This window comes from Leptospira ainlahdjerensis, from assembly GCF_016919175.1.
GTDB lineage: Bacteria > Spirochaetota > Leptospiria > Leptospirales > Leptospiraceae > Leptospira > Leptospira ainlahdjerensis.
Map to the genome: position 1 here is coordinate 1 of NZ_JAFFPU010000052.1, position 3834 is coordinate 3834.

Annotated in this window: 7 protein-coding genes; 6 read left to right on the forward strand and 1 reads right to left on the reverse strand. The window is 36.1% G+C overall.

Going from position 1 to position 3834, the window contains the following annotated elements; translation table 11 throughout:
- Positions 1–20: 20 nt before the first annotated feature.
- Both JWG45_RS14500 and JWG45_RS14505 read left to right on the forward strand, forming a co-directional pair.
- Entirely contained in the window at positions 21–854 is an 834-nt protein-coding gene (locus JWG45_RS14500; protein WP_205280407.1) for an MORN repeat-containing protein, read from the forward strand.
- A 174-nt stretch (positions 855–1028) separates the two neighbouring features.
- Positions 1029–1196 carry a hypothetical protein gene (locus JWG45_RS14505; RefSeq protein ID WP_205280402.1) on the forward strand — a complete coding sequence of 56 codons (168 nt, stop codon included), beginning with the start codon at positions 1029–1031 and terminating at the stop codon, positions 1194–1196.
- Positions 1197–1203: 7 nt separating this feature from the next.
- Here the strand turns inward: JWG45_RS14505 and JWG45_RS14510 are convergent, their stop codons facing one another.
- Positions 1204–1599: a helix-turn-helix domain-containing protein gene (locus JWG45_RS14510; RefSeq protein ID WP_205280403.1), complete on the reverse strand. Its 396-nt coding sequence runs from the start codon at positions 1597–1599 to the stop codon at positions 1204–1206.
- A gap of 443 nt (positions 1600–2042) precedes the next feature.
- On the opposite strand from JWG45_RS14510, the gene JWG45_RS14515 reads away from it, so the two are divergent.
- The 4 genes from JWG45_RS14515 (at position 2043) to JWG45_RS14530 (ending at position 3790) form a co-directional block, all read left to right on the forward strand.
- Positions 2043–2264: a hypothetical protein gene (locus tag JWG45_RS14515; RefSeq protein WP_205280273.1), complete on the forward strand. Its 222-nt coding sequence runs from the start codon at positions 2043–2045 to the stop codon at positions 2262–2264.
- Positions 2265–2326: 62 nt separating this feature from the next.
- Positions 2327–2479 (forward strand): hypothetical protein, encoded by a 153-nt coding sequence (locus JWG45_RS14520; protein WP_232380702.1) that lies wholly within the window; start codon positions 2327–2329, stop codon positions 2477–2479.
- 473 nt (positions 2480–2952) lie between these two features.
- The gene (locus tag JWG45_RS14525; RefSeq protein WP_205280405.1) at positions 2953–3423 is read left to right on the forward strand and encodes a hypothetical protein; all 471 of its coding nucleotides are present in this window, start codon (positions 2953–2955) and stop codon (positions 3421–3423) included.
- Positions 3413–3790, forward strand: coding sequence for a hypothetical protein (locus tag JWG45_RS14530; protein WP_205280406.1), 378 nt, complete (start codon positions 3413–3415; stop codon positions 3788–3790). The genes JWG45_RS14525 and JWG45_RS14530 overlap by 11 nt, the downstream gene beginning before the upstream one ends.
- The last annotated feature ends 44 nt before the right edge of the window (positions 3791–3834 follow it).

Sequence of the window (3834 nt, forward strand, 5' to 3'; positions counted from 1 at the left end):
GTATATTGAATATTTTCCGTATGAACAGATTACAAAAATTTATTTATATAACGGCTTTCTTATTCTCAATTTCAATTGTTGCGGAGGAGAAAGTTAAAACTTGCATCGAAGGCGATTGTCAAAACGGTAAAGGAAAAGTACAAACTGAAGAAGGCAATATCTTTGAATCTACCTTTAAAAATGGAAAATTAAACGGACTTGTCAAGGGCTATAGGCCGGATGAACCGGATAAAATTTCTACCATGTATTTTATTGATGGGAAAATTGATGTAACCAAAAAAGTCTCCGACTGGTTTGAAGATGGAGAACATTATGAAGGTTATTTTAATTCAGATATGAATATGCACGGAAAGGGAAAACTAACCTATATTGCTGGAGAAACAACATGTGTGTTTGAAGGTTCTTTTTTGAACGGCAAAAAGCATGGAATTGGTAAGATAAGTTGCGAAGACGGAACTAAAGTAGCTGGTGAGTGGAGGAACGATCGACGATATTTTCCTATCGAATTGGATTTTATTTGCAGATCCTTAGAAAGAGTCGATAAGTGGGAAGGTGGGGCTGTTAGTGGAAAATTTAAGTTTAAGATGATGAGAAACTCTGAAGAACTAGAGACAAGCTTGAGGGAATGGTCTGGTATTGAACTTACTAACTGGAATGAATATACAATTGCTGAGGGAGTTTATAAAGTCGATTCTTTCGAAACTATTTTTTTCCTATTCATTCCAACTGACAAAGAAAAAGAATTTGATGAATTAGTTTCAAAAAAACGTGATCTCAACATAAACGGAATAGCACTTGGAACAATAAAAATGACTAACAAGTATCCTGCAATTCTCGTTGAAAAAATCAAATAACCATATCAGGAATTTTCATGAAGGTGTATATACTCTCTTGAAAATTCCTTAAAGTTATATTCCAAATAATAGCTTTATCCGACATAACTAAGTAAAAATTTTATCTCTCATTTGCAAATTTTGTCTGGTATATGCTTATACTATACACATATATAGCAATTGTTGGAGAAAGAAATGCAAGAGGAAAAGGATAAAATTCAACTCATCGTTTTCAAAGTTGAAAAATTAATAAAGGATTCTTTAGACGAAGGAATTGAATTAGGTTTTAATGTGGAATACTTAGCAAATCAAATAGCTGTTAAGTCGATTAAATTTATTTATTCTGAGATCGAGATTCTTTAATTAAATCTCATTTTCTTTTCCAACTTTTTATCACAGCCTCTAAGGCATTCCGTTCGCTTTCACTTATATCACGGTCAAGGTTAAGTAATTCAAGAACAAATACCTTTAGATTTAATCGTTTGCGAAATAGATGTAAAATCTTAAATTCTTCATTAAGGCGAGTATCACGATTTTTTTCTTCAGGTTGTAAATATAAATTCTGATCAGAAAGGTCTTCAATATAAAACCAAAGTGGGTTTATATTTGCATTCTTCTTTAAACAATCAACAAATTCTACCCCTGGTTCAGCTCCCTTTATAATCCGGCTGACTGTTGCTTGCGTTGTTTCTGCTTTCTCGGCAACTTCCTTTTGATTCCAACCAGTTATCTCCATCATTTTCGAAAGTTTTTTTGAAAAATTCATTTTATATACGTTTTCGTATTTTTTTTAATTGACAAATATACGTTAACGTATATATCCAAGTCACTGGTTTAAACCTACCGAAAGGATCGGAAATAAAACCAGGGAAATCAAGGAGTTTTCATGGGTTCCGAAAGTTCAGATCAAAAAATCAAAGTGAGATTGAAGACCCTTATTCTCAATCTCCTTTTGCTGATTCCAACATCGTATACTCTCTCATCCAATTGGTTGAGCTTAGATCTTTACATTATCTCTGGTTTAGAAACTGTATCCCTTCTGCAAATCAACGTAGGAACCGGTCTACGTAAATCTTCTATCAATCATCGAATCTTTTATATTGAGATTCAGATCTTCTTTTTTCAATTCTTCATTTGTTTTAACGATGATCGAGGATTCTACGTTCGAGCCGATCAGTATCGTTTCCCTAAACTAAAGGAGAGTCAGTAATGATCATTCGAAATAATGAAGAGATCAAACGAGCCATTGCAAAGAGAGGATTTCTTCGGTTCAAAGAATGGAGCGACTCCAAGGGACTCAACTATAACTACGCGTTGAAAACTCTCAACGGTCAAGATGCGTATTCAAGTGTTATCAAAGCACTCGAAGAAGATAAATTTGAAATCGTTTGGGAAACACCTGCCACCAAAAAATTCAAGGAGCTTGCGTGATGGAGCCTATCTTCGCAATCAAAAGTCACCGAAGAAAAGTATCTGAATCTATTCAAAGGATTATGGAAAAAACAAAACAAGATCCGGTTCAAATTCTTCTCTCTCGATGCGCTATCTATGAATACTTTATCGATGATGAGGAACTTAAAGATCGATTCAATCACTGGGTCCAAAAGAAAAAACTTTCGGAAAAAGGAGAAACATTCAATGGCTAACACAACTAAATACGATCGAGTGAGGGGTCGTTTCATTTGCGATCAAGTAGAGTCTTTACGTGAGAAAAATTTGAACGCACGAACTCTATTTGATCGTTGTTGGAATAAAATTCCGGACACTCTGATTCGGAAATTGAATGCTGAAGATCTTCTTCAGTATATTCGACTTCATGTTTTGCCAAGTGAAATTTCAGCGACCATACCTTCTAAATCGAAAGAGGGATACAAAACGAAAAGTCCAAAAAGTCATTCCTTGGAGAAATTCGCATGAGCAGTTCTTTTCCGAAGCATACAACCTTTGACTTTCTTCCCCTCGGCGGGAGTTCTTCCGCCGAGGATCTTTTTACAGAAAAAACTTCGGTCTGTAGTGGATGCGGATTTCAACCTACTATCATTTATCAATTCGATCTTTGTAAACCATGTTTGGAGAAATGGTTTGAGAAGCTCAGACCATTACTTGACTCGGTAAGAAAATGACTCTTTTGATTGTAGCGAAATTTTTCTTAGAGAATCCTCTCGTCGCGTTTCGTCCAACGCAGGTTGCAAGAAACTTAAAACGTCCAGAGAAAACAATCTATAGAACGATTCAAATTCTAATACAATGGCAGTTCATTGAAGAATATGACGGATTGTATATTCTAAACGTCGATACGATCGAAGGTAAAAATCCTACTCGTAAATTTTCCGGAACCGGATCGATCGCAATCTTACACCTTCTCTTACCAGGGAAGAGCTTTTATTCAGGAGAGTTACGGTTACTTACCGGGCTTCAATCACTACAACGTGCGAAGGTAAAACTGACATCCTCTAAATTAATCAGTTCAGAAGACGACACTGATCTTTTTGGCGAAAGTTTTCTTTGGCAACTTGCTCCAAAAATTCAAATCAAGTTAGCGCAATGCTTAAGCCATTTGCGCGGACTCAGGAGGATTTATGGAAAATGAAAGTTTGATACCATTAAAAAAACCTTATGGTATCAAGAAGCCAAGAGGAAACAAACTACCTCCCGCGATTAGAAACCAAATTAATCCCGTTGAAGGGAAATCCTCACTACGTTCGATCGCAAAAGGCTACGAGGTCCGTCATTCAAATCTATCGGCAACAGCCTATGGAGACAGAAATACTCCTCACTTAATTCAGATTTTGGAAATGGAATTTAACCTTCCAATAGCTGAGATCCGAAAGATCTTTCAAAAGGCAAGAGAAGCGAGAGCTGAATTCAAAAAACTACAATCCGAAAACGGAAAGCGCGTATCACAAAGCGCGGAAGCACAAGCCATTTTAAAAAACATGGGATTCAAGGAGAAATGAGATGACCGAAAAATCGGCGTTAGATGAATACAGAGACGAAATAG